We start from the raw sequence: 26,885 nt of genomic DNA, 5'->3' as shown, positions 1-26,885 counted from the left end.
CAAATTTTTAAATTTGCAGACTTTTAACATCATTTTAATTAAGTGACTAGTGCTCGTTTAGACGAAAATCAGGGTATGCATCCATACCATGTTCATGAACATCTAATCCTTCTAATTCTTCTTTTTCACTAACTCTAATTCCTATTGTTTTCTTTAGAGTGTATATAATGATAAACGAAGTTGCTAAGCAAAATACTGCGTAAGAAGCTACTCCAATTAGTTGACTAATAAATTGATCTACACCTGCAAGGTTGCCAAATAAACCTACTGCTAAAGTTCCCCAAATACCACATATTAAGTGCACTGCAATAGCACCAACCGGGTCATCTAATTTTAATTTATCTATTAAACTAACTGCAAAAACAATAATTGCACCAGCGATAGCGCCAATTAAAATAGCGTCTGTAGGAGACATTTGATCTGCTCCTGCAGTAATACCAACTAATCCTCCTAAAATACCATTTAAGAACATTGTTAAATCTAGATTTTTATACATTATAGTAGAAACAATAGCGGCTACAACTCCACCTGCAGCAGCAGATAAACAAGTAGTTACTAAAGTTAAAGATGTTAATCCTGGATCTGCAGATAAAACAGAACCACCATTAAAACCAAACCATCCTAACCAAAGGATTAAAACACCAGCAGTTGCTAAAGGTATGTTATGACCAGGGATTGCTTGTATTTCTCCTTTTTTGAATTTTCCTATTCTAGCTCCTAATAAGCAAACAGCTACAACGGCTGCCCATCCACCAACGGAGTGTACTAATGTAGAACCTGCAAAATCATAAAAAGGCGTTGATAATTGGTCTAAAAATCCACCACCCCATTTCCAAGAACCTGCAATTGGGTAAACGATACCTACGTATATTACGGCGAATATCATAAATGGAAGAATTTTCATTCTTTCGGCAACAGCACCAGAAACTATGGTTGCGGCAGTTGCAGCAAACATTCCTTGAAATAAGAAATCAGTCCAATATGTGTAACCTTCATTGTAAGTAAGGTCTAAAGCGCCTTCTGCTGTTAATGGAGATGATAATCCAAATCCTGCAAAACCAAAAATTCCAGAAGAGCCTTCTGCGAAACCAGGGTACATTAAATTAAAACCTACCAATGCATATAGTAAAAGTCCGGTTGTTATGATGAATATATTTTTAAAAAGTATGTTAAGTGTGTTTTTCTGTCTCGTTAAACCAATTTCTAAGAATGCAAAACCTAAGTGCATAAAGAAAACTAGTGCTGTACAGATCATCATCCATACATTGTTAATTGTTAATAATTCCATGTTTTTTTATTTTGATTTTTTCTTTAAAGTTTCACCACCTTTTTCTCCGGTTCTTATTCTGTATACTTCTGTTACGTCTGATACGAATATTTTACCATCACCAACTTCTCCTGTTGCTGCTGATTTAAGTAAAGCGTCTATGGTTATTTGTTCGAAATCATCATTTACTACTATAGATACGTGTCTACGTTGTATGTCGCTAGTGCTGTAGCTTACACCTCTGTATACGTGTCCTTCTTTTTCGTTCCCTAAACCAGTAACGTCCCAATAAGAAAAGAAATTTACATCTACTGCGTGTAATGCTTCTTTTACAGCGCTGAATTTGGATTTTCTTATAATCGCTTCTATTTTTTTCATGATATAGTTAATTGTTAATTATTTATTTAGTTTATTAGCTTTCGTGTTAAAATCACACAACTTACTTTGGTAAGTTATGTGATTTTTTAAAAATAATAATAACTAAACTTTTATTTTGATATTTTATTTATCGTCAAACTCTCTTTGTCTAACTCCTGGGTATGCGATAGATCCATGTTCGTGAACATCTAATCCTTCGATTTCTACTTCTTTACTTACACGTAATCCCATTGTTGCTTTTAAAATTCCAAGAACAATAAATGATAAGCCAATTGCCCAAGCAGCATATGCTAATACTCCAGTTGCTTGAACTCCTAATTGAGCAGCGCCACCACCATTGAATAATCCAATAGCTGTATCTCCGTCAACTCCCCAAAGACCTATAACTAAAGTTCCCCATGCACCGGCAACACCGTGTACAGAAGCAGCTCCAATAGCATCGTCAATTTTTAATTTCTTTTCTATAATTTCAATTGCAAAAACTACAATGATACCTCCAATTAAACCAGCAAGTACAGCGCCTCCAGCGGTCATGTTTCCACAACCAGCAGTAATACTTACCAAACCAGCTAATACACCGTTAAGAGTTTGTGCTAAGTTAGGTTTACCGTACCAGATCCAAGTAGTGATTAATGCTCCTAATCCACCAGCAGCAGCTGATAAGTTTGTGATTAATACTACGTTTGATGCAGCAATAGAGTCAGCGCCACCCCAAGCTAGTTGAGATCCACCATTAAAACCAAACCATCCAAACCAAAGGATGAATACGCCTAAAGTTGCTAATATTTGATTATGACCAGGAATAGGTAATACTTTTCCATCTACATATTTTCCAATTCTTGGACCTACCATAAAAGCGGCAACTAAAGCAGCCCATCCACCTACAGAGTGTACAATTGAAGAACCTGCAAAATCGATGAATCCCATTTCTGTTAACCATCCACTACCTTGCCATTGCCATCCTCCAGAAATTGGATAAATAACAGCGGTCATTACAATAGAGAAAATAATATATGTAGAGTATTTTGTTCTACCTGCAATTGCACCAGAAACTATAGTTGCAGTTGTTGCAGCAAACATAGTTTGGAAAAATAAATCTGCTCCTTCACCTTGAAATAAACCGCTCCAGAAGAACCATCCGTTAGAAGTGTCTCCGTACATTAAAGAGTATCCAACTAACCAAAACGTTAATGAGCCTACACAAATATCTAATAAGTTTTTCATTGCAATGTTAACTGCATTCTTAGATCTTGTCATTCCGGATTCTACTAATGTAAATCCTGCTTGCATTAAGAAAACTAAGATACCTGCAATAAGCATCCAGAGCATTCCCATGTCTCCATTTATTTGTTCAACAGCTTTTGAAACTTCTGTAACTGGTGTGTCTTGAAATAGTGTTAAAAATAAGCTCATATAAATTTAAAGTTTTAGTTAGTAAGGTGATGTGTTGATCTTTGTTTTTTCTTAGAAAGAATATACCGCTGCCATTGTTAAGGTAGAAGTGTTTTTCTCTGTTGGAAAAGCTTCGATAATATAATCGTCAGAATTATCAAATCTTAAATCAGTTATAAACTTTAAGTTGCTTGTTAAGTTAATGTTAGAGGTTAAAGTGAAAGCTGTTACATTGCTATCTACACTTCCTGCGCTAGTTGTAAAAAGTTCTGGTCTTAATCCTAAAGAGAATTTGTCAGAAAAAGCATTTTGTAAGTATAGTGCTACACCTTGGTATCCTTCGTCGGCGTCACTAGAGTTTGCGTAAGCTGCATTTATACCTACGTAAAAAGCGTCTGTTAAATCGAAACCACCTGTGTAGTCTAAAAACATCCAGTCTGTTGCTCCTCCAGCACTTACTGCTCCAGTAATAAAGTTTAAGTATTGACCTTTGTATCCTACTTGAGCTCCTAATTGGGTGTCGTCAGTAAGGTTTCCGTCTGCACTAGAAATACCGTGTGCGTTTGTTACAGCTAACATGAAAGATAAGTCTTCAGAAACTGCGTAGTCTGCTTTTATTCCTGTGTGAGAAAAAGGACCTGCATTAAATAAGTAAGATACAGTGTAGTTAAAGTTTGCTGAAGGATTGATAACTTCATATCCTAAAAATGTGTTGAACTGACCTGCGGTAATTGTTAATTTATCAGATACGTTGTAGTAAGCATATAATTGATTAATTGCTCCTGCCATGTTTGCGTCATCTGCTCTTGGTCCAAAAGCGATATCTGCAACAACACCAGCTTTACCTTTTTCGTAAGCAAATACGGTGTTAGCAAATCCTAAGCCAAATGCATTTGCATTTTCTGGAGCTGCAATTAATATTCCTGGTGTTCCAGGGTCTCTTGTAAAGTTAGTTGTGCCGTATACATCTACTGTACCGCTTAATGTAAAAGTTCCTTTGTCTTCGTTTTCTTGAGCTGTAGTTATTAGGCTAGTAGCTAATAATAATGTGAAAATTACTTTTTTCATAATGTTTCTTCTTTTAGTGTTAAGTGATTTTTATATTAATTGAACTGGGTCAAAAGTAAATATTAAATTTAAACTGACAAGGGGGTGGTTTTTCAAAATAGTGTATTTTAGATGTTGTACCCTCAAAAAAACAGGGGTCAAACTGAGATAACTTCATTTTAAGGTTTTTGAAGGGTTTGAAATATCGGGTATGTAAAAATGTGTATCATAATTTTAGGATATCCATAAAAATGTGCCTTTTGTGAAAAAAAATGCAATTATTGTATATTCGCACCTATGAAATATTCATTTTCTTATATAGTTAGGTTACAATTTCTTGGTTTCCGATTTTCTGGATGGCAAAAACAAACAAATGCTAAAACTTTGCACGATATGGTAGATAAAACCTTGTCTTTTGTTTTTGAAGAGACTAATTATAAGACCATTGGGGTAGGCAGGACGGATGCTAAAGTTTCTGCAAATACATATTATATTCAGATGTTTACAGATAAAATAGTGAAGGAAGATACTTTTATAGCTTCTTTAAATGCTAATTTTTCTCCAGACTTTAGGGCTATTTCTATACAAAAGGTAGATAGAGGTTTTAACGTGATTAATGCTCCGAAGATTAAAGAGTACCATTATTACTTCTCTTTTGGTGAGAAAAACCATCCTTTTTCTGCGCCTTTTATTGTAAATGTTGATGGAAATCTAGATTTAGAAACGATGGAAGAAGCGGCGAGGTTGTTTGCTGGTGAGCATTATTTTCATAAGTACTGCACAAGGCCTTCAGAAAAAACGATATTTAAAAGAATAATTGACTCTTGTGAAATTATAGAGAACGATGTTTTAACGGCTAATTTTTTTCCAGAAAAGTCTTATATATTTAAGGTGAGAGGGAAGGGGTTTTTGCGTTACCAGATTCGATTAATGATGGCGACGTTATTTGAAGTTGGAAAAGGGAATTTAGATTTGCAGTTTATTGAAGCTTCTTTAAAAGAAGATAATGATAGAAAATATATGAGAAATAATGCGCCCTCCTCTGGTTTGCAATTGTATGATATTGAGTTGGAGTTGTAAAAGTGATATTTTTTGTTTTGTAATTAGCGTAAGTTGTTAATGGTAAATTCAGAATGACAAGATTGGTTAACTAAAAAAGAATTATGAGGTCTGGGATTAATATAAAATAGTTTTAGATAAACGAGTCTAATTTGAAAGGTTGTGTCCAAAAGAAAAATCCACCTTTTAAAAAGATGGATTTTTGTACCTTATATATATAAGGAGTGATTTAACCTTTGATAATTCCACGAGAAATTACAATTTTCTGAATCTCGGAAGTGCCTTCATAAATCTGTGTGATTTTTGCGTCTCGCATTAAGCGTTCTACGTGGTAGTCTTTTACAAAACCGTTTCCTCCGTGAATTTGAACCGCTTCTACGGTGTGTTCCATAGCTACTTTACTAGCGTATAATTTTGCCATTGCGCTAGACATATCGTAGTTATTGCCTTGGTCTTTGTCCCAGGCTGCTTTTGTAACGAGCATTCTTGCTGCTTCTATTTCTGTGTGCATATCGGCTAATTTAAAAGCAATTGCTTGGTGGTTGCAGATTTCTGTACCGAATGCTTTTCGTTGTTTAGAGTATTTTAAAGCTAATTCGTACGCGCCAGCTGCAATACCTAAAGCTTGTGCTGCAATACCGATTCTTCCTCCAGAAAGTGTTTTCATAGCGAACTTAAAACCAAATCCATCTTCACCAATTCTGTTTTCTTTTGGTACTTTTACATCGTTAAATTGTAACGTGTGTGTGTCTGAACCACGAATTCCTAATTTGTCTTCCTTCGGCCCTACGTGAAACCCTTCTGTTCCTTTTTCTATTATAAAAGCATTGATGCCTCTGTGTCCTTTTTCTCTGTCTGTTTGTGCAATTACTAAATAAACATCTGCGCGACCACCACTTGTAATCCAGTTTTTGGTTCCGTTAATTATATAGTGGTCTCCTTTGTCTATTGCGGTTGTTGCTTGAGATGTTGCGTCAGAACCTGCTTCTGGTTCGCTTAAACAAAAGGCGCCAACAAATTCTCCTGTGGCTAATTTTGTTAAATATTTTTGTTTTTGTTCTTCACTAGCATATGCTTCTAATCCGTAACATACTAAAGAGTTGTTTACTGATACAATTACAGAAGCAGAAGCGTCAATTTTAGAGAGTTCTTCCATTATTAATACGTAAGAAATAGCATCCATACCGCTTCCTCCGTATTTAGGATCTACCATAATTCCTAGAAAACCAAGATCTCCCATTTTTTTTACCAACTCATTTGGGAATTCTTGTTTGTTGTCTCTTTCTATAACGCCTGGTAGTAATTCTGTTTGCGCAAAGTCTCTTGCGGCATCTCGAATCATGATGTGTTCTTCTGTTAAACTAAAATCCATCTGTATGTATATTTGTTATATTCGTAATATTTGATTCCAAAGATATCGATTTCGTAACATATTATCAATAAGGATTTGTTATTTTTACAGATATGAATATAAGTGAAGTTTTTATAATAGGATTAATGTCTGGAACGTCTCTAGACGGTATCGATTTGGTGTATGTGAAATTTGATAAAGAAAACTATCAAAATTTTGATATTATACACTCAAAAACTGTGTCGTATTCGAAAGAATGGAAAGCTACTTTACAAGATGCTATTCATTTTTCTTCGGATGATTTAAAGGTTTTAGATGTTGATTATGGAAAGCTCCTTGGTAAGGAGATTACTGCTTTTGTTGATGAATTTCAGATTGAAAAAATCGATTTTATTGCATCTCATGGGCATACAGTTTTGCATCAACCAGAAAATGGAATTACACTTCAGGTGGGAGGTGGACAAACAATTGCTGATGCAACAGGTCAAAAAGTTATTTGCGATTTTAGAACACAAGATGTCAATTTAGGTGGACAAGGAGCACCTTTGGTGCCAATTGGAGATGAGTTGCTTTTTTCTGATTACGATTATTGCTTAAATTTAGGTGGTTTTTCTAATATCTCATTTCATGAGGATGGAAAAAGAATTGCATATGATGTTTGTCCGGTAAATATTGTGCTGAATAAATATGCAAAGGAATTAGGTTTTGAATATGATGATAAAGGACAAATTGCAGCAAACGGAACTTACCTGATGCAATTAGAGTCAGATTTAAGATTGTTGGATTATTATCAGCAACAACCACCAAAATCTTTGGGTTTAGAGTGGGTGCAAAAAGAAATTTTTCCAAGATTAGAATCAGAGAAACGAAAACCAGAAGATTTATTAAGAACTTTTACAGATCATGTTGCTTGGGCACTTGCAGAAGTGTTGCCTGAAAACGCGCGGGTTTTGGTTACTGGTGGCGGTGCTTTTAATGAGTATTTAATAAATAAGGTAAAGGAAGAAAAAGAAATAGATCTTATTGTTCCTAATCAGCAACTTATAAATTTTAAAGAAGCACTTATTTTTGCTTTTTTAGGTTTGTTAAAAAGTGAGGGTAAAGTAAATTGTTTGAGTTCTGTAACGGGGGCGAGTAAAGATCATTCTTCTGGAGAAGTTTTTTATCCGAAGTTATAAAAAGATGTATTTATAAAAGTGGTTGTTTTAAGGTGTTTTAGGAGTCAATTCTTATTAAAATAAAAAATTTGAACAATCGTTTTTTTACTGTAAGTTTGTATAGTATCAGCATAATAAGAAATTAATAAAATTTTAACAATGAATCAACTTTAACTTTTCCCCTGAAGGGGATTTTATAGCAAAAATAAAATTGTTTGAAAAAGCAAAAAGAAAAGTTCATCTATTTAAAATTTTATAATGAAAGAATTATTAAAAATATACGAGAATAAGCAGCCGGAAATCGTTTTTAACTGGAAAGATTCAGAAACGGAGGCAGAAGGTTGGGTAGTGATAAACTCTTTAAGAGGTGGTGCTGCCGGCGGTGGTACAAGAATGCGTAAAGGGTTAAATATGAATGAGGTTTTGTCTCTAGCCAAAACAATGGAGGTGAAATTTACAGTTTCTGGTCCTGCAATTGGAGGCGCAAAATCGGGTATTAATTTTGATCCGAGCGACCCGAGAAAAAGAGGTGTTTTAGAACGTTGGTATAAAGCAGTTACGCCGTTGTTAAAACATTATTACGGAACAGGTGGAGATTTAAATGTAGATGCAGATAAAGATGTGATTCCTATTACAGAAAGTTGTGGAGTTTGGCACCCTCAAGAAGGAATTTTTAACGGACATTTTAAACCGACAGAAGCAGATAAAATAAATAGAATTGGCCAATTGCGAATGGGCGTAATTAAGGTGATTGAAGATAAAACTTTTTCGCCAGATTTATCTAGGAAATATACAGTGGCAGATATGTTAACTGGTTATGGAGTAGCAGAAGCAGTGAAGCATTATTATGCTATTTACGGAGGAGAAATAAAAGGTAAAAGAGCAATTATTCAAGGGTTTGGAAATGTAGGTGCTGCGGCAGCTTATTATTTAACGCAGTTGGGTGCTAAGGTTGTAGGGATTATTGATAGAGATGGTGGTGTTATAAGTGAAGAAGGGTTTACGATGCAAGAAATGACTGCTTTGTTTTTGATGAAAAACGGAAATCAGTTGGTGTCAGAAAATATGATTCCTTTTGAAGAGATTAATGAAAAAATATGGAGTTTGCCTGCTGAAATATTTGTACCAGCTGCAGCTTCTAGATTGGTTTCTCAAGATCAGGTTCAGCGTATGATAGATACTGGGTTAGAAGTAATTTCTCCGGGAGCAAATGTTCCGTTTGCAGACAAGGAAATTTTCTTTGGTCCAATTATGGAGTATACAGATAATCATTTAAGTTTATTGCCCGATTTTATTTCTAATTGTGGTATTGCAAGAGTTTTTGCGTATTTAATGGAGGCGAAAGTAGCTTTGCCAATGCAGGATAAAGCAATTTTTAATGATACCTCTAATATTATAAAGAAAGCGTTGCAGCGAACTTTTAAAAGGAGTGCTTCTAAAACAAAAATTTGTTCAACAGCATTTGAGATCGCTTTAAAGCAATTAATTTAAAGTTAATAGTTAGATTTGTATTCTAAAATTCGGTTGTGCATTTCAATAAAAATCTGTTAATTCGATGTTTTTATCAAAATGTATTGCGGCGAATATTGTAGATGTTTATTTTAGAATGCGCAGCGGGTTAGTAGATGAAATAATTAAAAGAATGTCATTTTGTAATATGGCATTTTTTTTGATGTAAAATAAAAGCGATTATTTTAAGTTGAAACAATTTAAAAATAGAAAGATCGTTACTTAAATAGAACTTAAAAATAGAATTAAATGTTGTTATTTTTTCAAGAGAATAAAGAAGTTTTAGAAGAGGTTGTTTCAGAAGAAAAAACACTTTCTATCTATAAATTAATTATGGATGGTGGTTTGGGAGGGCAAATAATCTTGGCACTACTTTTTGTGCTGTTGGCTATTGCAATGTATATTTATTTTGAAAGGTTCTTTGCTATAAAAGCAGCATCAAAAATGGATGAAAATTTTATGAATCAAATTAAGGATTTTGTTTCTAACGGGAAATTAGAATCTGCAGATGCGCTTTGTAAAAGTAAAAATACACCAACAGCAAGATTAATTGGAAAAGGAATTTCTAGAATAGGGAAGCCTTTAGATGATATTAATACGGCAATTGAAACTGCAGGAAAGTTAGAGGTGTATCAATTAGAGAAAAACGTGAGTGTTTTGGCAACGATTGCTGGTGCGGCACCTATGATTGGTTTTTTAGGAACTGTTATCGGTATGATTGTTGCAATTCATGAAATTGCAAATGCAGGTGGTCAAATAGATATTAAATTACTTTCCGATGGTTTGTATACGGCAATGACAACTACCGTTGGAGGATTAATTGTGGGGATTATTGCGTACATAACTTATAATCATTTAGTAGTAAGAACAGATAAGGTAATTTATCAAATGGAAGCAAAGTCTGTTGAGTTCTTAGATTTATTAAACGAGCCAGTATAGAGTAATTCAAAATTTAAGATTCTGGATTCAAAGTTTATGAAAATTAACAAAATCCTTGAATTTTAAATTTAAAACCTTGAACATAAAGTATGAATTTACGCGGAAGAAATAAAGTAGATCCAACATTCAATATGTCATCAATGACAGATATTGTTTTTTTATTGTTGATATTTTTTATGTTGACTTCAACCTTAGTAACGGTTAGTGCAATAGATGTTTTGCTGCCAAAAGCTGGAGGTAAAACAGAAAATAATAAATCTGTTGCAGTGTCTATTACAAATGAGTCGTTGTTTTATATTGATAAAACAAAAGTGAGTTCAGCAAGTTTAGAAAGTGAAATTCTAAAAAGTGTTGGTGCTGATAAAAAGAAGACCATTATTATTAGAGGAGATAAGGATGTACCTTATAAAAATGTAATGCAGGTAATTGATATTGCAAATAAGAACAAGTTAAAAATGATTTTAGCTGTAAAAGGCAAATAAAATGCAAATACTAAATACATCACATAAGCGTAAATCTGCTGTAATTACAGCGGTTATTCTGGTGCTTATCATCTTCGGGATTCTAAATTACGGAATGAGTTATTTAGATCCTCCAGAAGAATACGGTTTGGCTATTAATTTTGGAACATCAGAAGTTGGAAGTGGAGAGCCTGTAGAGGATACAAAGAAAATTTCTGCTCCAGAAGTTGTTGAGGAGGAAGTTGTGGAAAAAGAGGTGGTGGAAGAAGTAGTTAAAGAAACTCCGCAAGAAGTAGTTAAAGAAGATATTATTACAGAAGAGACTTCTAAAGACGTTCCGGTTGTAGAAAAGATAAAAGAAGTAGTAAAAGAGCCTGTAAAAAAAGTTGTAGAAAAAAAGATAGAAGTTGTAAAACCTGTTGAAAAGGAAGTCGTAAAAGAAATTCCGAAAGAAAAGCCAAAACCATCTAAAGCAACTCAAGATGCTTTAAATAATTTATTAAACGGAAATTCTTCCGATGGAAAACCACAAGGAGAAGGAGATGATGCTAAGCCAGGTGTAAAAGGAAAAGAAACTGGAGATCCGGCTTCTTCTAAATACTATGGAAATACCGGAAGTGGTGATGGAGGTGATTATAATTTAGCGGGTAGAAGAGCACTTTCTAAGCCAAAAGTGCAACCCGATTGTCAGGAAGAAGGTACTGTGGTGGTGCAAATTCAAGTTAATAAAAATGGAAAAGTAATTTTCACAAAACCAGGATATAAAGGAAGCACGAATACAGCTCCTTGTTTACTTAAAGCGGCAAAAGAGGCAGCTCTAAGAACTACCTGGAACCCTGATGAAAAAGCACCCGCAAACCAAGTTGGGACAATTATTTATAAGTTTACCTTGTCTAAATAATCACGTATTTTTACAACATGAATTATCAACAAACATTAGATTGGATGTTTGCGCAATTACCTATGTATCAAAAAGAGGGTAAAACGGCATTCAAAAAAGATTTAACCAACACTTTAGCGCTTTCAAAAGAATTGGATTTTCCAGAAAAGAAGTTTAAATCTATTCATGTTGGTGGTACCAATGGAAAAGGCTCTACAAGCCACATGTTAGCTTCTATTTTACAAGAAGCAGGTTATAGAGTAGGTTTATATACTTCACCTCACTTAAAAAACTTTACAGAACGAATTAGAATTAATGGCCTTGAAATTCCTGAAACAAAAGTTTTATCTTTTATAAAGGAACATAAAGGTTTTTTAGAAACACAAAGATTGTCATTTTTTGAAATGACGGTAGGTTTGGCTTTTGATTATTTCGCAGAAGAAAAAGTAGACATTGCTATTGTTGAAGTCGGTTTGGGAGGACGATTAGATTCTACAAACATTATTACTCCAGAGGTTTCTGTAATTACGAATATAGGTTTAGATCATACGCAGTTTTTAGGTGAAACGCTACCTGAAATCGCTTTTGAAAAAGCAGGTATTATAAAAGATAATATTCCTATTGTAATTGGGGAGGAGCAAGAAACGGTTAAAGAGGTTTTTATCGCAAAAGCGGAAGATTGCAAAGCGTCTATTTCTTTTGCTTCGGATGATGGTAAAAGTTACATAACAGATTTGTTGGGCGATTATCAGAAGAAAAACACAAAAACAGCAGTTGCAGCTATTAAAAGATTAAAGAAGTTTTCTGTATCAGAAGAAAATATAGAAAATGGATTACTTAATGTGGTAAAAAATACAAGTTTAAAAGGTAGATGGCAAATTTTACAAGAACAGCCAAAAGTAATTTGTGATACTGCACATAATAAAGATGGTTTAAGTATTGTCTTAAAACAGTTAGAAAAAGAATCATTTAAAAAGATACATTTTGTTTTAGGAGTTGTTTCTGATAAGAAATTAGAAGAGGTTTTACCACTTTTTCCTAAAGACGCACATTATTATTTTTGTAAACCAGATATTCCAAGAGGTATGTGTGAAGCTGTTTTGCAAGAACAAGCAAAAGAATTTCATTTAATTGGAAAAAAATATCCTTCGGTAAAAGAAGCGTTTGAAGATGCGTTACTAAATGCAAATCAGGGAGATATCATTTATGTAGGAGGAAGTACTTTTGTGGTGGCTGAAATTATTTAAATAAAATATCATTTTTTACTTGGTAGAACTAAAATAAGTTCTATATTTGCAACCGCTTAGGGCAATTAGCTCAGTTGGTTCAGAGCATCTCGTTTACACCGAGAGGGTCGGGGGTTCGAATCCCTCATTGCCCACCAAAGCAAAATCCTTCACATTTATGTGAAGGATTTTTTGTTTTTAGATAGTTTTTTAAATAAAAATGAAATTGTTTTTCATTTTGTTTGGTAAAACTAAATAAAGTATTATATTTGCAGCCGCTTAGGGCAATTAGCTCAGTTGGTTCAGAGCATCTCGTTTACACCGAGAGGGTCGGGGGTTCGAATCCCTCATTGCCCACCAAAGCAAAATCCTTCACATTTATGTGAAGGATTTTTTGTTTTTAATAGGTTTTGGTAAAGTAGCCAATGATTCTTTTGTTATATTTGTTTCTTTATAAAAAATAGCTAAAAGAGTTTTAATGGATATAAAGTTATCAGGAAAAAAAATACTTGTTACAGGTGGAGCTGGTTTTATAGGTTCTAACCTTTGCGAGGTTTTACTTGAGAAAAAGAATACAGTGGTTTGTTTAGATAACTTTTCTACAGGAAAAAGAGAAAATATAGAGCCTCTAAAAGAAAACCCAAACTTTACGTTGATTAATGGAGATATTAGGTGTTTAGAAGATTGTATGTTGGCAGCTTCTGGTGTCGATTATATTTTGCACCAAGCCGCATTAGGTTCTGTGCCAAGATCAATTAAAGATCCTATTACCACAAATGATGTTAATGTTACCGGTTTTCTAAATATGTTAGTAGCGGCAAGAGACAATAATGTAAAAAGATTTGTTTTTGCAGCAAGTTCATCTACGTATGGAGATTCTGAATCGTTACCAAAAGTAGAAGATGTAATTGGGAAGCCGTTGTCTCCTTATGCAGTTACCAAATATGTTAATGAATTGTATGCCGATGTTTTTGGTAAAACGTATGGTTTGGAAACAATTGGATTAAGATATTTTAATGTTTTTGGTAGAAAGCAAGATGCGAACGGGGCGTATGCAGCTGTAATACCTAAGTTTGTAAATCAGTTTATGAATTTAGAATCTCCGATTGTAAATGGAGATGGAACTTTTTCTAGAGATTTCACCTATATAGATAACGTTATTCAGGCAAACTTACTCAGTTTAGTGGCGGATAAAGAAGCTGCAAACGAAATATATAACGTAGCATTTGGAGATCGGAATACTTTAATAGATTTATGTGATTCTTTAAAGGAGTTTTTATCGAATTACAATCCGAAAATTAAGGACGTAGAAGTGGTTTTTGGTCCTAATAGAATTGGAGACATTCCGCATTCTCACGCAGATATATCAAAAGCTAAGAAATTATTAAATTATAATCCAAAATTTTCTTTAAAAGAAGGATTAAAAGAATCAATAGATTGGTATTGGGAAAACTTAAATAAATGAGTAAAATTAAAATAGGTATTATTGGTTTAGGCTATGTAGGCTTGCCATTAGCTAGACTTTTTGCAACAAAATTTTCTGTTGTTGGTTTTGATATTAATCAGCCTAGAATAGAAGAGTTAAAATTAGGGCAAGACAATACAAGAGAAGTTTCTAAAGAGTTGTTGTTAGAGGTTATAAATGAAGAGAATTCAGATGAAAAAGGATTGTTTTTTGCATCTAATTTAGAGGAGTTAAGGGCTTGCAATTATTTTATTGTTACGGTTCCTACGCCAGTAGATAAAAATAACAGACCTGTTTTAACGCCTTTAATAAAAGCGAGTGAAACCGTAGGTAGCGTAATGAAAAAAGGTGATATCGTTATTTATGAATCTACCGTGTATCCAGGTGCAACAGAAGAAGATTGTGTGCCTATTTTAGAAAGGGTATCTGGTTTGGTTTTTAACAAAGACTTTTATGTTGGGTATTCACCAGAAAGAATCAACCCGGGAGATAAAAAACATACCGTAGAAAAAATATTAAAAGTGACTTCTGGTTCTACAAAAGAAGTAGGCGAGAAGGTAAATAGTTTGTATGCATCTGTAATTACTGCAGGGACGCATTTAGCGCCTTCTATTAAAGTTGCCGAAGCTGCAAAAGTGATCGAAAATTCTCAGCGAGATATTAATATTGCATTTGTAAATGAGTTAGCTAAAATTTTTGGTTTGATGGATATCAATACGCAAGATGTTTTAGATGCAGCAGGTACAAAATGGAATTTTTTACCTTTTAAACCAGGTTTAGTTGGTGGACATTGTATTGGCGTAGATCCTTATTATTTAGCCCAAAAAGCACAAGAATACGGGTATCACCCAGAAATTATTTTGGCTGGTAGACGTGTGAATGACGGAATGGGAAGGTATGTAGCTTCGGAAGTTGCTAAGTTGATGATTCAGAGAGATATTGAAGTAAAACGAGCTGAAGTTTTAGTTTTAGGAGTTACTTTTAAAGAAAACTGTCCGGATGTTAGAAATACAAAAGCGGTAGATCTTATTTATGAATTGCAAGAGTATGGATCTAATGTAACCATTTTTGATCCTCATGCAGATGTAGCTCAGGTTTATAAAGAATACAAGCTAGATTCTAGTTTGACTTTGCCTAAAAAGAAATTTGATGCTGTTATTTTAGTTGTGGCACATAAAGAGTTTCTTAACTTGGATTTTGCTGAATTAAAAAAAGAAAAATCAATTGTATACGATGTGAAGAATTTTTTAGATTCTAAGCTTGTAGATAAATCACTATAGAAATGAAGAATTTTGCATTAATTGGTGCTGCAGGATATATTGCACCAAGACATTTAAAAGCGATTAAAGAGACCGATAATCAACTAATTGCGGCTTTAGATAAATTTGATAGTGTTGGTGTAATGGATAGTTTTTTTCCGAAAGCAGATTTTTTTGTAGAATTCGAAAGATTTGATCGTCATATAGAAAAATTAAAAAGAGGAGGTACGCATTTAGATTATGTAAGTATTTGTACGCCAAATTATTTGCACGATTCTCATATTAGAATGGCTTTAAGAAGAGGTGCAGATGCAATTTGTGAAAAACCGTTGGTTCTAAATCCTTGGAATGTTGATGCTTTAAAAGATATAGAAAGAGAATCTGGTCAGAAAATACATACCATTTTACAATTAAGATTGCACCCAAGTATTATTGCTTTAAAAAACAAAGTTGCTTCAGAAAATAAAGCAGGTAAATACGATGTAGATTTAACGTATATCACTTCTAGAGGAAGATGGTATGACATTTCTTGGAAAGGAGATGAGAGTAAATCTGGAGGAATTGCGACAAATATTGGAGTCCATTTTTACGATATGTTGTCTTGGATTTTTGGAGAAGTACAAGAAAACATAGTACATCTTAGGGAAAAAGATAAATCTGCAGGATATTTAGAGTTTAAAAATGCTAGAGTGCGCTGGTTTTTATCAATAAATGAAGATGATTTACCGCAAGAAATTAAAGAAAAAGGACAAAGAACTTTTCGATCTATTACTATTGATAACCAAGAATTAGAGTTTAGTGCTGGTTTTACAGATTTACACACTACAAGTTATCAAGAAATACTAAAAGGAAATGGTTTTGGACTTCAAGATTCTGAGGAGTCTATTAAGATAGTTCATAATATTAGAAATGCTGCTATTAGTACAATAGGTGAAAAACATCTGTTTGTTAAGTAATAGGGGTTTTCTAAACAAAATTAACTTACATATAATTTGTTGTTATTAAAGATTATGCTGTTTTTTTAGAAGGAAGCATCATAATATCAAATTATTTTGAATAAAAATAATGAAAAAAAAGAACCTTTTAATTTTCGGAACAAGGCCAGAAGCAATCAAAATGGCACCTTTAGTAAATCAGTTTTTAGCAGATAAAAGGTTTGAAACTAAAGTTTGTGTAACTGGACAGCATAGAGAAATGTTAGATCAGGTTTTAAGTTTTTTTGATATTACTCCAGATTTTGATTTGTGTTTAATGAAACCAAATCAAAATTTATACAACTTAACAGGAGAAGTAATCTCTGGGTTAAAACCTATTTTAGAAACGTATAAACCAGACTATGTTTTTGTTCACGGAGACACCACCACCACAATGGCAGCAAGTATTGCAGGCTTTTATTCTGGAGCAAAAGTATGTCATGTAGAGGCAGGTTTACGAACCTATAATATGTTATCGCCCTTTCCAGAAGAAATGAATCGTCAGGTTGCAGGAAGAGTTGCAACGTATCATTTTGCACCTACAATAAAATCCAAAGAAAACCTTTTACAAGAAAATATATCCGAAGAAAATATTTTAATTACTGGTAATACAGTTATTGATGCTTTGTTAGAAAGTTCTAATAGGGTAGATGGTTTAGATAATGATGATGTTAGAGAAATTAAACGTAAAGTTAACTTTGATAAGAGAATCATACTAGTTACAGGTCATAGAAGAGAAAACCACGGACAAGGATTTATAAATATTTGCGGAGCACTTAAAGAAATTTCGATTAATAATCCTGATGTAGAGGTTGTGTATCCAGTTCATTTAAATCCGAATGTTTTAAAGCCGGTAAATGAGTTGTTAGGTGATGTAAGTAATATTCATTTGGTAAAACCATTATCTTATCCATCATTTGTTTGGTTAATGAATAAATCGTACTTAATAATAACAGATAGTGGTGGTGTGCAGGAAGAAGCGCCTAGTTTAGGGAAACCCGTTTTAGTGATGCGAGATACAACCGAAAGACCAGAAGCAGTAGAAGCTGGAACCGTGATTTTAGTTGGTACAGATGAAGCTAAAATTGTAAAAGAAGCGCAAGAATTGTTAGATGATACCCAAAAATATCAATCTATGAGTTCTTTACATAATCCTTATGGAGATGGTAAAGCGTGTAAGAGAATTATTGAATTTATTTCAAATTTAGAGTAATGAAAAAAGTAGAAGTTGTAACGATAGGTTTAGGATATATTGGTTTGCCAACATCCGCTTTAATAGCACAAAGCGGAATTCAAGTTCATGGAGTTGATGTTAACCAAAACGTTGTAGATATTATTAACCAAGGTAAAATACATATTGTAGAACCGAGTTTAGATATTGCTGTAGAGGAAGCTGTAAAAAAAGGTTTTTTAAAAGCAGATATAAAACCAGTTGAAGCAGCTACTTATTTAATTGTGGTGCCTACTCCTTTTAAAGGGAATCATGAACCCGATATTTCTTATGTAGAATTAGCAACTAAAAATATTATTCCGTTTTTAAAAGAAGATGATTTATATATTATAGAATCTACTTCGCCAATAGGAACAACAGAAAAAATGATGAGTCTTATATATTGTATAAGACCAGAATTAAAAGATAAACTGCATATTGCTTATTGTCCGGAAAGAGTTTTGCCTGGTAACGTAATGCATGAGTTGGTGTATAACGATAGAGTTATTGGTGGGGTTGATGAAAAATCGACCCAAAAAGCAATTGATTTTTACAAGCAATTTGTAAAAGGTGCTTTGCACGCCACAAATGCAAGAACGGCAGAAATGTGTAAGTTAACAGAAAATTCTTCTAGAGATGTGCAAATTGCTTTTGCAAATGAACTTTCGTTAATTTGTGATAAAGCTGATATAAATGTTTGGGAATTGATAGATTTAGCAAATAAACACCCAAGAGTTAATATATTACAGCCTGGTTGTGGTGTTGGTGGACATTGTATTGCAGTAGATCCTTATTTTATTGTATCAGATTATCCAATGGAATCTAAGATTATTGGTACCGCAAGAGAGGTAAATAATTACAAGTCTTTTTGGTGTGCAGAGAAAATTCAGAATGAGAAATTAAAGTTTGAGTTAAAGCACGGAAGAAAACCAAGTATTGCCTTAATGGGTTTAGCATTTAAGCCTAATATTGATGATTTGCGAGAATCACCTGCAAAATATATTGCTCAAAAAGTTTTACAAAATACCAACAATGAAGAGTATTTTATTGTTGAGCCAAATATTACAGAACATAATGTATATAAAATAACAAATTATAAAGAAGCTTTTAAAAAAGCGGATATTGTAGCATATCTTGTGGCGCATAATGAATTTAAAACATTGCCTACTGCAACCGATAAAGTGGTTTTAGATTTTTGCGGTATTATTAAATAGTAAGCTTATTAAAGTATGCTAATTATTAAATAATTATTCTGAAAGAGTTGTATTCAATTTTACAGAATTTCATTGTTTTTTAAGTCTAAAGAGATTCATGATTTTTATTGATTTTAAGTAGTGTTATTTGCTGTATTTAAAAAAGGTAAATCTCTTTTTTGCTACTAATAAAAATACATTTATGTTGTTGTTAATTAGGTGTGTAGGTGTTTTTTTATTTCAATGAAACTAAAGAAACTAAAGAAAAAACTACTGTATAATAAATTATTAAAAAATTACCATATATTTGTCAAAAAAAAGAAACTTATGAAAGTGGGAATTACCTTTAGTGCTTTTGACTTATTCCATGCAGGACATGTGAAAATGTTAGAAGATGCAAAAGAACAATGTGATTATTTAATTTGCGGTATACAGACAGATCCTACTTTAGATCGTCCAGAAAAGAATATGCCAGTACAATCTGTTGTTGAAAGATACATTCAATTAAAAGGTTGTCGCTTTGTAGATGAAATTGTTCCTTATGCAACAGAACAAGATTTAGAGGATATTTTAAGGTCTTTTAAACTTGATGTCCGCATTATAGGAGATGAGTATGCTAGCAAACAATTTACAGGTAGAAAGTATTGCGAAGAAAAAGGAATTGACTTGTACTTTAATAAAAGAGAGCACCGTTTTTCTAGTAGTGGACTGCGTAAAGAAGTTCAAGAAAAAGAGAATTTAAAAAAGAAAGAGAAATAAGTGTTTTACATATTCTGGTGAAAAGATTTCATTTTTAGAATGATTTAATATTTCGCCAATAATAGCGTGAAAACACCTATTTACCGTGGAATAATTTAATTTATATTTGCAAAATAAATGAAAAAACTTATTATAGTATCAGGATATTTTAATCCAATTCACAAAGGACATCTAGAGTATTTTAACAATGCAAAAGCGTTGGCAGATGAATTGTTTGTAATTGTTAATAGTGATCTTCAAAGAGGATTAAAAGGCTCTAAAGAATTTCAAAAAGAAGAAGAGCGCTTGTTTATTGTAGAGAATATTAAATCTGTAGATAAAGCAATGGTTTCTGTTGACAAGGATAGAACTGTTTGTGCGTCTATACGTGCTATTCATGAAAAGTATGGAAAAGAGTATCAAATAGGTTTTGCCAATGGAGGAGATCAAGACAATAACTCTATTCCTGAAGTACCTGTTTGTAAAGAATTACATATTGACTTGATTGATGGTTTGGGAGATAAAATACAATCATCATCGTGGTTGTTGAAAAATAATTAGAGAGAAAAACACTTATTTTTAAGTGTTTTTTTATGATGATATCTTAAATAAAATTGAATATTAAAAAATAAAAAGAATTATGAATATTGCTGTTATAGGTTCAGGTTATGTTGGTTTAGTATCTGGTACTTGTTTCGCAGAAATGGGAAACAAAGTTACTTGTGTAGATATAGATCAAAATAAAATTCAAAAATTAGAGGAAGGAATCATTCCTATTTTTGAACCAGGTTTAGAACAAATGGTTTTAAAAAATGTAAAAAATGAAAACTTGTTTTTTACGACGAACCTTGGAGAAGCTATTAGTGATGCTGAAATTGTTTTTATTGCGGTTGGTACCCCAATGGGGGATGATGGCTCTGCAGATTTACAATATGTTTTAGCTGTTGCCAAATCTATTGGAGAAACTATGCAGAAAAGATTGATCGTAGTAGATAAATCTACAGTGCCAATTGGTACAGCAGACAAAGTAAAAGCGACTATTCAGGCAGAATTAGATAAAAGAGAATCTGATTTAGAATTTAGCGTAGTCTCTAATCCAGAGTTTTTAAAAGAAGGTGCTGCTATAGATGATTTTATGAAGCCTGATAGAGTTGTTATCGGTGCAGATTCTGAGTATGCTTTTGATTTAATGAAGCAATTGTATTCTCCTTTCTTTAGAACCCATGATCGTTTTATAACGATGGATATTCGTTCTGCAGAAATGACAAAATATGCTGCAAATACAATGTTAGCAACAAAAATTTCATTTATGAATGAGATTGCAAATATTTGTGAAAGAGTAGGCGCAGATGCAAATATGGTGCGTATCGGTATTGGTTCAGACAAACGTATTGGGTATAGTTTTATTTATCCAGGTGCAGGTTATGGAGGTTCTTGTTTTCCTAAAGATGTAAAAGCTTTAAAGAAAATTGCAGAAGAAAACGGTTATAAAGCAAACTTAATCGAGTCTGTAGAGAATGTTAATGATGCTCAGAAATTAGTGATTGCACATAAAATTGTAAAACGATTTGGAGAAGACTTATCAGGTATGACTTTTGGTTTATGGGGATTGGCCTTTAAACCGGGTACCGATGATATGAGAGAGGCTCCAGCTATTTATATTGTAAAAGAATTAGAGAAAAGAGGTGCAAAAGTGAAGGCTTATGATCCTAAAGCGATAGAAGAAGCGAAAGAATTTTATTTAAAAGACGCTAAAAACATTACGTATTGTAGTTCTAAGTACGAAGTTTTACAAGGTTCGGATGCATTAATTTTATTAACAGAATGGAAAGAATTTCGTTCTCCAGATTTTGTAGAAATAAAGCAACAATTAAAGAATCCTATTATTTTTGATGGAAGAAATCAGTACAATGCTTTCAATTTAGAAGAAAAAGGATTTGAGTATTTTCAAATAGGGAAATAAAAACCGATTTCGGATGTTCGATATCCGTTTACAGCTCGAACGAAAAATGATAGCCGAAAAAGGTGACATCAGATAAGAAAAAAAAGATGAAAAAAGATACTAAAATATATATTGCTGGTCATAGAGGAATGGTTGGTTCTGCTGTATGGAGAACTTTAGAAAAAAAGGGATATACAAACTTAATAGGCAGATCTAGCAAAGACTTAGATTTAAAAAATCAAGAAGTAGTTCTTAATTTTTATCAAACAGAAAAACCTGAAGTTGTGATTGATGCAGCTGCAAAAGTTGGTGGTATTTTAGCGAATAATAATTTTCCATATCAATTTTTGATGGAAAATATGCAAATTCAAAACAATTTAATTGATAGTGCTTTAAAATCAGGAATTGAGAAGTTTATATTTTTAGGGAGTTCTTGTATCTATCCTAAGTTTGCTCCACAGCCTTTAAAAGAAGAGTATTTGTTGACTGATTCTTTAGAACCGACCAATGAATGGTATGCGATTGCAAAAATAACAGGTGTAAAAGCATGTGAGGCAATTAGAAAGCAATTTCAGAAAGATTATGTAAGCTTAATGCCTACAAATTTATACGGTACGCATGATAATTTCGATTTAAAGTCATCACATGTGTTACCTGCCATGATTCGTAAATTTCATGAGGCAAAAATGAATAATAATTCAGATGTTACCTTATGGGGAAGCGGAACGCCAATGCGTGAATTTCTGTTTGTAGATGATATGGCGGAAGCTGTGGTTTATGCTTTAGAAAACGAATTACCAGAATACCTATACAATATAGGTACAGGTGAAGATTTAACGATTAAAGAATTGGCAGAAACCATTCAACAAGTAACAGGGCATCAAGGAACTATTGTTTGGGATGCTGATAAACCAGACGGAACACCAAGAAAACTGATGGATATTTCTAAAATGCACAACTTAGGTTGGAAGCATAAAGTTGATTTAAAACAAGGAATCGAAAAAACCTATGCTTGGTTTTTAGAAAATATAGAAAATTTTAAAGAAGTCAAGCTTTAAAAATCGTCCAACGAAAATCGTCCATCGTTTACCGTTTACCGTCCATCGAGTAACGAATAACGAACATCGAACAACGAAAATCGTCCATCGTTTACCGTCCATCGAGTAACGAACAACGAACAACGAACAACGAACAACGAAAATCGTCCATCGTTTACCGTTTACCGTCCATCGAGTAACGAACAACGAAAATCGTCCAACGAATAACGAACAACAAAAACCGAACAACGAAAAAAAAATGGAATGTAAACTACAAGTTTGGAAACTAGCGCATCAATTAACGCTTGATGTATACCAAGTTTCAAAAAACTTTCCTTCCTCAGAAAAGTTTGGGTTAACCAATCAAGTAAGAAGAAGTTCTAGTAGTGTTCCAACAAATATAATAGAAGGGCAAGGGAGGCAGTATAAAAAGGAGTTTATTCAATTTTTATATATTGCGAAAGGCTCTTTGGAAGAAGCTAATTATCAATTATTTTTGGCAAAAGATTTAGGATACATTTCTAATGAAGAATATGTGAAATTATTTGATCTTTGCACGAGAATTAAGATGATGCTGTATAAATTAATAAAATCACTAAAGTGAAAAATCGTTCTTCGATTTTCGTCCACCGTTTATCATTTATCGTCCACCGAGTAACGAAAAACGAAAAACGAAAAACGACCAACGAATAACGACCAACGAACCACGAATAACGAAAAAACGAACATGAAAGTAGCATTAATTACAGGAATTACAGGACAAGACGGCTCATATTTAGCTGAGTTGTTATTAGAAAAAGGATATGAAGTACATGGTATTAAGAGAAGATCATCATTGTTTAATACAGATAGAATTGATCACTTGTACCAAGACCCACACGATCCTGATCAAAGATTAAAATTGCATTATGGTGATTTAACGGATGCCATGAATTTAACACGTATCATTCAAGAATGTCAGCCAGATGAAATATACAATCTAGGTGCAATGTCTCACGTTGCTGTTTCTTTTGATACACCAGAATATGTAGGTAATGTTGATGGATTGGGAACTTTAAGAATTTTAGAAGCCGTAAGAATTTTAGGCTTAGAAAAGAAAACAAGAATTTATCAAGCTTCTACTTCAGAATTATATGGTGGTATGCCAGAGAATAAAAATGAAAGAGGTTTTTATGATGAACTGTCTCCGTTTTACCCTCGTTCTCCTTATGGAGTAGCAAAAATTTATGGATTTTGGATTACAAAAAACTATCGTGAAGCGTATGATATGTTTGCTTGTAATGGTATTTTATTCAACCATGAATCTCCAAGAAGAGGGGAAACATTTGTAACAAGAAAAATTACACGTGCGGTTGCAAAAATTGCATTAGGCTTACAAGAAAAAGTGTTTTTAGGAAACTTAGAAGCAAAACGTGATTGGGGACATGCAAAAGATTATGTTCGCATGATGTGGATGATTTTACAAGCGGATACACCAGAAGATTGGGTGATTGCTACAGGTGTAACTACCACCGTAAGAGATTTTGTTCGTTTGGCTTTTAGTGAAGTAGGTATCGATGTAGAATTTAAAGGAGAAGGCGTAGATGAGAAAGCATATGTTACAGCATGTAATCATAAAGATTTTCAAGTAGCAATAGGGAAAGAAGTTTTGTCTGTAGATCCTTCTTATTTCCGTCCAACAGAAGTAGATTTGTTAATCGGAGACCCTTCTAAAGCAAAAAATAAATTAGGTTGGGTACCAGAGCATGACTTAGCTTCTTTGGTAAAAGATATGATGCAAGGTGATGTTGCAATAATGAAAAAAGATGTTGTTTTGCTAAAAGCTGGTCATGAGATTTTAAAACAGGCAGAGTAATTTTTTAATCAATATTTAAAATTAAGAGTTATTAAAATTATTACTAAAATAGATACTTCCTTTGAGTTCTAAGTCAATTTTTACAGGAGTACTTTGGACGAGTATTCAATTTATTATAGATATAATATTTCGTTTTGCCGTTAGGTTTATGTTAGCCAAACTGCTTTTACCAAGCCAATTTGGGTTAGTAGGTATGTGTACAGTGTTTATAGCTGTTGCAGGTGCTGCGTCTGAATTAGGTATGTCTGCAGTTTTAATTCAAAAAAAAAATGACAAAGATGCAGAAGAAATGTATCCTACGGCCTTTTGGTCTGGATTAATTTGGGGTGTAGTAATTTATTGTATTTTAAGCTTAGTGATAACCCCGTTAGCTGCTAGTTTTTATGACGAACCTAAACTTAAAATATTAATACCTGTTTTAAGTTTAGGTATTCTTTTAAAACCGTTTAATTTAATACATACGGTAATATTAACGAGAAGTATGGATTTTAAAAGTTTGGCAAAAATATTAAACACATCTTCTATTATTGCTGGAGTTGTTTCTTTAATTAGTGCTTATTTTTTTAATTTTGGTGTATGGGCATTAGTTTTAAATAATGTTTTAGCTGTAGTTATTTCTGTTCCTTTTCTTTTCTATATAACAAAATGGAAACCTGTTTTAGAATGGAGTAAAGAGCATTTTAAAAATATATTTGGTTTTGGTGCTTACTCTTCAGGGACATTAATATTTAGCACGTTAACTTATAATATTGATAACTTGATGATTGGGAAGATGTTAGGTGCGTCTTTGCTAGGTTCTTATACACTTTCATTTTCGTTAACAGAACAGATAAGACAAGCTATAAGCGGTATTTTAAATAAAGTAATGTATCCTGTTTTTGGTAAAAACCAAGATGATAGGGTTAAACTAAAAAATTATTTTTTAAAAATAGTAAATCTTAATTCTATCGCGATTTATCCTTTAATGAGCTTTATTTTCTTGTTTGCGACAGAAATAATTAATTTTTTTGGAGAAAGATGGTTAGATGCTGTTATTCCATTAAAAATAATGTGTATTGCTATGATGACTCATTTATTAGTTAATTCTTTTACTTCATTAATTAGGGGACTTGGTAAACCTGGTTTAGAAATGAAAATAATTATTAGTTTAACTTTATTTGTATTAATACCTGGATTGTATTTTGGTATTTCTAATTATGGATTAATTGGAGCAGCCTTTGCTATTTTATTAAACAAAATAGCTCTTGTCATAGTTGGTGTTTCTGTTTTAAAAAATGAAATTAATCTATCTATAAAAGAATTGTTTTTTTCGATTAAAGGTGCAATTGTATCGATTATTTTAGCTACAACAATTTTTTTATTAGTTAAGAATTTTATTTACGATAATGTCTTTTTTTTAATGATATTATTTGTTACGACATATTTACTTGCGGTATTTATATTAGAAAAGAAAAATTTAAACCTCTTATTATCTAAATTAAAATGAAAAAAATATTAATAAAAATATTCCAATTTCAAGTTCTTTTTAGAACTCAAATTTTACCTAAAATTTTTGTCTTTTCTCCTTTTTTTAGTAGTTTATACTATTTGTTGTTTTCTAGTCAATTTAAAAGGGAGCAACATGCCGTATTAAAAGGGAAAATGAAACATTTAAAAGATTTAAAGTTTCATAAAAATAATATTTATACATTAATAAGAAATGTACATAGAGTTGAAAAAGGGTTAATAATGAAAGAGCGAAGATTGATTTTCGCAGTAGATTTTATTACTGAAACAATGGATGCTTTTGTAGCTTTGTGGAGTGTTGAAAAAATGGAAGGGAATCTACAATACCGATGGTTTTATGATGTACTAAATGAGTATTTTAGTGTTACTGGAAGCCATGCCGTAATTGATGTTGAAAAAGCGAGGTTTCAAGATCATACAAAAAGATATATTACAAAAGAAAGAAATATTGATTCCATTAAAAATGCACCTTACAAGAGAGAATTAAAATTGGAATCTAAAATATCATATGATCAATTTTATGATTTAACGGTATATAGACGTTCTGTAAGGTGGTTTCTTGATAAGAAGGTTTCTCACGATTTAGTTGATAAAGCAATACTTGCAGCTAAACAATCACCAAGTGCTTGTAATAGACAACCGTTTAAATTTAAAATTTTTGATGACCCAATTTTACTTAAACAGGTAGCTAATTTACCTATGGGGGTAAAGGGATACGTAGAGGGGATTCCAATGATGATTGCTGTTGTTGGTAGTTTAGATGCATATTTTGATGAGCGAGATAGGCATATAATATATATAGACGGCTCTTTGGCTAGTATGACTTTTATGTATGCTTTGGAAACCCTTGGTTTAAGTAGTTGCGCAATTAATTGGCCAGATATAGAGGTGTTAGAGAAGAAAATGGAGAGCACATTAAAATTAGAAAAACATGAAAGAGTAATAATGTGTATCGCTGTGGGGCATCCTGACCTCGATTTAAAAGTCGCTTATTCTGGTAAAAGAGATATTAGTGACATTAGAACATACAATAAATAAAA

The 26,885-nt window shown here is 32.7% G+C and carries 25 protein-coding genes and 2 tRNA genes; 22 read left to right on the top strand and 5 right to left on the bottom strand.

The window, feature by feature from the left end; translation table 11 throughout:
• Positions 1-46: 46 nt before the first annotated feature.
• The 4 genes from GQS57_RS11640 to GQS57_RS11625 all read right to left on the bottom strand — a co-directional run bounded on the left by GQS57_RS11640 (position 47) and on the right by GQS57_RS11625 (position 4,105).
• Positions 47-1,288 (bottom strand): ammonium transporter, encoded by a 1,242-nt coding sequence (locus GQS57_RS11640; protein WP_165733021.1) that lies wholly within the window; start codon positions 1,286-1,288, stop codon positions 47-49.
• 6 nt (positions 1,289-1,294) lie between these two features.
• Positions 1,295-1,645, bottom strand: a complete 351-nt coding sequence (locus tag GQS57_RS11635; protein ID WP_165733020.1) for a P-II family nitrogen regulator — start codon at positions 1,643-1,645, stop codon at positions 1,295-1,297.
• Between the two features lie 123 nt (positions 1,646-1,768).
• The gene (locus tag GQS57_RS11630; RefSeq protein ID WP_165733019.1) at positions 1,769-3,058 is read right to left on the bottom strand and encodes an ammonium transporter; all 1,290 of its coding nucleotides are present in this window, start codon (positions 3,056-3,058) and stop codon (positions 1,769-1,771) included.
• Between the two features lie 51 nt (positions 3,059-3,109).
• Entirely contained in the window at positions 3,110-4,105 is a 996-nt protein-coding gene (locus GQS57_RS11625) for an outer membrane beta-barrel protein (protein WP_165733018.1), read from the bottom strand.
• Between the two features lie 276 nt (positions 4,106-4,381).
• Between GQS57_RS11625 and GQS57_RS11620 the strand changes: the two genes are divergently transcribed.
• On the top strand, positions 4,382-5,164 hold the full coding sequence (locus tag GQS57_RS11620; protein ID WP_165733017.1) for a tRNA pseudouridine(38-40) synthase TruA: 783 nt from the start codon (positions 4,382-4,384) through the stop codon (positions 5,162-5,164).
• Positions 5,165-5,372: 208 nt separating this feature from the next.
• Here GQS57_RS11620 and GQS57_RS11615 read toward each other — a convergent pair whose 3' ends face one another.
• Positions 5,373-6,515 (bottom strand): acyl-CoA dehydrogenase, encoded by a 1,143-nt coding sequence (locus tag GQS57_RS11615; RefSeq protein WP_165733016.1) that lies wholly within the window; start codon positions 6,513-6,515, stop codon positions 5,373-5,375.
• Between the two features lie 92 nt (positions 6,516-6,607).
• Here GQS57_RS11615 and GQS57_RS11610 point away from each other — a divergent pair, with 92 nt between their 5' ends.
• From GQS57_RS11610 to GQS57_RS11510, 21 genes are all read left to right on the top strand, one after another.
• Positions 6,608-7,672, top strand: coding sequence for an anhydro-N-acetylmuramic acid kinase (locus GQS57_RS11610; RefSeq protein WP_165733015.1), 1,065 nt, complete (start codon positions 6,608-6,610; stop codon positions 7,670-7,672).
• Positions 7,673-7,909: 237 nt separating this feature from the next.
• Positions 7,910-9,142: a Glu/Leu/Phe/Val dehydrogenase dimerization domain-containing protein gene (locus tag GQS57_RS11605; RefSeq protein ID WP_165733014.1), complete on the top strand. Its 1,233-nt coding sequence runs from the start codon at positions 7,910-7,912 to the stop codon at positions 9,140-9,142.
• A gap of 267 nt (positions 9,143-9,409) precedes the next feature.
• A complete protein-coding gene (locus GQS57_RS11600) occupies positions 9,410-10,099 on the top strand; it encodes a MotA/TolQ/ExbB proton channel family protein (protein WP_165733013.1) in 690 nt (229 codons plus the stop codon).
• 89 nt (positions 10,100-10,188) lie between these two features.
• Positions 10,189-10,581 (top strand): biopolymer transporter ExbD, encoded by a 393-nt coding sequence (locus GQS57_RS11595; protein ID WP_165733012.1) that lies wholly within the window; start codon positions 10,189-10,191, stop codon positions 10,579-10,581.
• 1 nt (position 10,582) lies between these two features.
• The gene (locus tag GQS57_RS11590) at positions 10,583-11,461 is read left to right on the top strand and encodes an energy transducer TonB (RefSeq protein ID WP_165733011.1); all 879 of its coding nucleotides are present in this window, start codon (positions 10,583-10,585) and stop codon (positions 11,459-11,461) included.
• Positions 11,462-11,478: 17 nt separating this feature from the next.
• Entirely contained in the window at positions 11,479-12,687 is a 1,209-nt protein-coding gene (locus GQS57_RS11585) for a folylpolyglutamate synthase/dihydrofolate synthase family protein (RefSeq protein ID WP_165733010.1), read from the top strand.
• A gap of 59 nt (positions 12,688-12,746) precedes the next feature.
• A tRNA-Val gene (locus tag GQS57_RS11580) sits at positions 12,747-12,824 on the top strand.
• Positions 12,825-12,948: 124 nt separating this feature from the next.
• Positions 12,949-13,026 (top strand) — tRNA-Val (locus GQS57_RS11575).
• Positions 13,027-13,144: 118 nt separating this feature from the next.
• Positions 13,145-14,131 carry an SDR family oxidoreductase gene (locus GQS57_RS11570; RefSeq protein WP_165733009.1) on the top strand — a complete coding sequence of 329 codons (987 nt, stop codon included), beginning with the start codon at positions 13,145-13,147 and terminating at the stop codon, positions 14,129-14,131.
• Complete coding sequence (locus tag GQS57_RS11565) at positions 14,128-15,411, top strand: nucleotide sugar dehydrogenase (RefSeq protein WP_165733008.1); 1,284 nt, start codon at positions 14,128-14,130, stop codon at positions 15,409-15,411. The genes GQS57_RS11570 and GQS57_RS11565 overlap by 4 nt, the downstream gene beginning before the upstream one ends.
• A 2-nt stretch (positions 15,412-15,413) precedes the next feature.
• Positions 15,414-16,346 carry a Gfo/Idh/MocA family protein gene (locus GQS57_RS11560; protein ID WP_165733007.1) on the top strand — a complete coding sequence of 311 codons (933 nt, stop codon included), beginning with the start codon at positions 15,414-15,416 and terminating at the stop codon, positions 16,344-16,346.
• Between the two features lie 109 nt (positions 16,347-16,455).
• Positions 16,456-17,577 (top strand): non-hydrolyzing UDP-N-acetylglucosamine 2-epimerase, encoded by a 1,122-nt coding sequence (gene wecB / locus GQS57_RS11555; protein ID WP_165733006.1) that lies wholly within the window; start codon positions 16,456-16,458, stop codon positions 17,575-17,577.
• The gene (gene wecC / locus GQS57_RS11550) at positions 17,577-18,788 is read left to right on the top strand and encodes a UDP-N-acetyl-D-mannosamine dehydrogenase (RefSeq protein ID WP_165733005.1); all 1,212 of its coding nucleotides are present in this window, start codon (positions 17,577-17,579) and stop codon (positions 18,786-18,788) included. The genes wecB and wecC overlap by 1 nt, the downstream gene beginning before the upstream one ends.
• A gap of 306 nt (positions 18,789-19,094) precedes the next feature.
• On the top strand, positions 19,095-19,526 hold the full coding sequence (locus GQS57_RS11545) for an adenylyltransferase/cytidyltransferase family protein (RefSeq protein WP_165733004.1): 432 nt from the start codon (positions 19,095-19,097) through the stop codon (positions 19,524-19,526).
• 117 nt (positions 19,527-19,643) lie between these two features.
• On the top strand, positions 19,644-20,066 hold the full coding sequence (locus tag GQS57_RS11540) for an adenylyltransferase/cytidyltransferase family protein (RefSeq protein WP_165733003.1): 423 nt from the start codon (positions 19,644-19,646) through the stop codon (positions 20,064-20,066).
• A gap of 79 nt (positions 20,067-20,145) precedes the next feature.
• A complete protein-coding gene (locus tag GQS57_RS11535; RefSeq protein WP_165733002.1) occupies positions 20,146-21,468 on the top strand; it encodes a UDP-glucose/GDP-mannose dehydrogenase family protein in 1,323 nt (440 codons plus the stop codon).
• An 86-nt stretch (positions 21,469-21,554) separates the two neighbouring features.
• Positions 21,555-22,505, top strand: coding sequence for a GDP-L-fucose synthase (locus tag GQS57_RS11530; protein WP_165733001.1), 951 nt, complete (start codon positions 21,555-21,557; stop codon positions 22,503-22,505).
• 238 nt (positions 22,506-22,743) lie between these two features.
• Entirely contained in the window at positions 22,744-23,088 is a 345-nt protein-coding gene (locus tag GQS57_RS11525; protein ID WP_165733000.1) for a four helix bundle protein, read from the top strand.
• A 123-nt stretch (positions 23,089-23,211) separates the two neighbouring features.
• Positions 23,212-24,339: a GDP-mannose 4,6-dehydratase gene (gmd, locus tag GQS57_RS11520; RefSeq protein ID WP_165732999.1), complete on the top strand. Its 1,128-nt coding sequence runs from the start codon at positions 23,212-23,214 to the stop codon at positions 24,337-24,339.
• Between the two features lie 61 nt (positions 24,340-24,400).
• Complete coding sequence (locus tag GQS57_RS11515) at positions 24,401-25,825, top strand: lipopolysaccharide biosynthesis protein (protein ID WP_205860259.1); 1,425 nt, start codon at positions 24,401-24,403, stop codon at positions 25,823-25,825.
• Positions 25,822-26,883 carry a nitroreductase family protein gene (locus GQS57_RS11510; RefSeq protein ID WP_165732998.1) on the top strand — a complete coding sequence of 354 codons (1,062 nt, stop codon included), beginning with the start codon at positions 25,822-25,824 and terminating at the stop codon, positions 26,881-26,883. Before GQS57_RS11515 ends, GQS57_RS11510 begins: the two co-directional genes overlap by 4 nt.
• Positions 26,884-26,885 lie beyond the last annotated feature (2 nt).

This window comes from Polaribacter sp. 20A6, from assembly GCF_011378915.1.
GTDB classification, from domain to species: domain Bacteria; phylum Bacteroidota; class Bacteroidia; order Flavobacteriales; family Flavobacteriaceae; genus Polaribacter; species Polaribacter sejongensis.
Note: the sequence above shows the minus strand (reverse complement) of the source record. Positions and strands in the feature narration are given on the sequence as shown.

Bases quoted from the DNA above. Each gene is read 5' to 3' on its own strand.
- GQS57_RS11640 (WP_165733021.1), bottom strand. From the start codon at position 1,288: ATGGAATTATTAACAATTAACAATGTATGGATGATGATCTGTACAGCA.
- GQS57_RS11635 (WP_165733020.1), bottom strand. From the start codon at position 1,645: ATGAAAAAAATAGAAGCGATTATAAGAAAATCCAAATTCAGCGCTGTA.
- GQS57_RS11630 (WP_165733019.1), bottom strand. From the start codon at position 3,058: ATGAGCTTATTTTTAACACTATTTCAAGACACACCAGTTACAGAAGTT.
- GQS57_RS11625 (WP_165733018.1), bottom strand. From the start codon at position 4,105: ATGAAAAAAGTAATTTTCACATTATTATTAGCTACTAGCCTAATAACT.
- GQS57_RS11620 (WP_165733017.1), top strand. From the start codon at position 4,382: ATGAAATATTCATTTTCTTATATAGTTAGGTTACAATTTCTTGGTTTC.
- GQS57_RS11615 (WP_165733016.1), bottom strand. From the start codon at position 6,515: ATGGATTTTAGTTTAACAGAAGAACACATCATGATTCGAGATGCCGCA.
- GQS57_RS11610 (WP_165733015.1), top strand. From the start codon at position 6,608: ATGAATATAAGTGAAGTTTTTATAATAGGATTAATGTCTGGAACGTCT.
- GQS57_RS11605 (WP_165733014.1), top strand. From the start codon at position 7,910: ATGAAAGAATTATTAAAAATATACGAGAATAAGCAGCCGGAAATCGTT.
- GQS57_RS11600 (WP_165733013.1), top strand. From the start codon at position 9,410: ATGTTGTTATTTTTTCAAGAGAATAAAGAAGTTTTAGAAGAGGTTGTT.
- GQS57_RS11595 (WP_165733012.1), top strand. From the start codon at position 10,189: ATGAATTTACGCGGAAGAAATAAAGTAGATCCAACATTCAATATGTCA.
- GQS57_RS11590 (WP_165733011.1), top strand. From the start codon at position 10,583: ATGCAAATACTAAATACATCACATAAGCGTAAATCTGCTGTAATTACA.
- GQS57_RS11585 (WP_165733010.1), top strand. From the start codon at position 11,479: ATGAATTATCAACAAACATTAGATTGGATGTTTGCGCAATTACCTATG.
- GQS57_RS11570 (WP_165733009.1), top strand. From the start codon at position 13,145: ATGGATATAAAGTTATCAGGAAAAAAAATACTTGTTACAGGTGGAGCT.
- GQS57_RS11565 (WP_165733008.1), top strand. From the start codon at position 14,128: ATGAGTAAAATTAAAATAGGTATTATTGGTTTAGGCTATGTAGGCTTG.
- GQS57_RS11560 (WP_165733007.1), top strand. From the start codon at position 15,414: ATGAAGAATTTTGCATTAATTGGTGCTGCAGGATATATTGCACCAAGA.
- wecB (WP_165733006.1), top strand. From the start codon at position 16,456: ATGAAAAAAAAGAACCTTTTAATTTTCGGAACAAGGCCAGAAGCAATC.
- wecC (WP_165733005.1), top strand. From the start codon at position 17,577: ATGAAAAAAGTAGAAGTTGTAACGATAGGTTTAGGATATATTGGTTTG.
- GQS57_RS11545 (WP_165733004.1), top strand. From the start codon at position 19,095: ATGAAAGTGGGAATTACCTTTAGTGCTTTTGACTTATTCCATGCAGGA.
- GQS57_RS11540 (WP_165733003.1), top strand. From the start codon at position 19,644: ATGAAAAAACTTATTATAGTATCAGGATATTTTAATCCAATTCACAAA.
- GQS57_RS11535 (WP_165733002.1), top strand. From the start codon at position 20,146: ATGAATATTGCTGTTATAGGTTCAGGTTATGTTGGTTTAGTATCTGGT.
- GQS57_RS11530 (WP_165733001.1), top strand. From the start codon at position 21,555: ATGAAAAAAGATACTAAAATATATATTGCTGGTCATAGAGGAATGGTT.
- GQS57_RS11525 (WP_165733000.1), top strand. From the start codon at position 22,744: ATGGAATGTAAACTACAAGTTTGGAAACTAGCGCATCAATTAACGCTT.
- gmd (WP_165732999.1), top strand. From the start codon at position 23,212: ATGAAAGTAGCATTAATTACAGGAATTACAGGACAAGACGGCTCATAT.
- GQS57_RS11510 (WP_165732998.1), top strand. From the start codon at position 25,822: ATGAAAAAAATATTAATAAAAATATTCCAATTTCAAGTTCTTTTTAGA.